Here is a 1,120-nt window from a genome sequence, read left to right on the forward strand (position 1 = left end):
GCCATTTATTAGTTTTTAGTGGCCCAAGCTACCGCTTAACACACTCAACCATGAATACCCAATAATGGAAATAGGGTGCTGGAAAAATTAAGTTCCGCAATGCATGGTTTTTAGCTTGCCAAAAACAATAGGTTGGACTCTCGGATAAAGACAAGATTAAGAGGTGGAAAAAAAGCTTCTGAGATGATTGATGATATTGAGCGTGGGTATACAAAGAATGAAGCTAAATATCCTCTTCATATTGTAGCTATTGACCATACTGAGTTGGATATTGATGTAATAGATGACAAATCAGGTTTTGTCATTGGTAGACCATGGATTACAGTAGGGATTGATTTATTTACCAGAATGGTATGGTGTTTGCATGTATCATTTGAACCACCATCTGCAAATAAAGTTAGAAAGGCGTTACAGCAGGGCGTTTTCTTTAAAAAAGCAAAGGAAAAATATAATACGATAAATGAGTGGGATATTTTTGGAGTACCTTCAATTATTCAGTTAGATAATGGACCAGATTTTAAATCAATTGAAGTAAGAAGAATGGTTAACGAAACGTTAAGGTCTACGTTGAAGTTCAGACCAGTCAGAACTCCAAGATATGGAGGTGTTATTGAGCGATATTTTGGAACGATTAATTCTCAGCTCATACACAGATTGGATGGGACAAGAAAAAGTAATCCTACAAAATTAGGTGATTATAAACCAGATGAACAGGCTAAATTAACTGTAAATGATGTAGAAGAATTACTGACTATATATATTACAGACATTTATCATTACTCAAAACACAAAGGATTACCGCTTAATTCTAATACTCCAATTTCAAGATATTACGATGGACTTAGAATAGTAGGTTATCCAGAGTATGTTGATGTTAATGACGAGGACACAATCGAAATGGAATTATTACCACAAAAAATGAAACCTTATACAAGAGATGGTGTTCGGCTAAATAATGTTAATTATAAATCAACTGCATTGTCAAATCTAATTAGAGTACTCACGGAAACTAATAAATAAAACTTGAATTTGTATTGAGTTGTATAGAACTATAAAATTTATGATATTAGAGCGGTTTGTAATAAAAACAGGCATAGCAAACAAGCCTGCACGGTGCAAG

General features: G+C 33.8%; 1 protein-coding gene. It reads left to right on the forward strand.

The genetic code is table 11. The features are described 5' to 3' along the window. Positions 1 to 183 precede the first annotated feature (183 nt). Positions 184 to 1,020: an integrase catalytic domain-containing protein gene (locus Ctaglu_RS24745; RefSeq protein WP_148097612.1), complete on the forward strand. Its 837-nt coding sequence runs from the start codon at positions 184 to 186 to the stop codon at positions 1,018 to 1,020. Positions 1,021 to 1,120: the final 100 nt, after the last annotated feature.

Origin of the sequence: Clostridium tagluense (genome assembly GCF_003865095.1) — a bacterium.
Lineage (GTDB): Bacteria > Bacillota > Clostridia > Clostridiales > Clostridiaceae > Clostridium_AD > Clostridium_AD tagluense.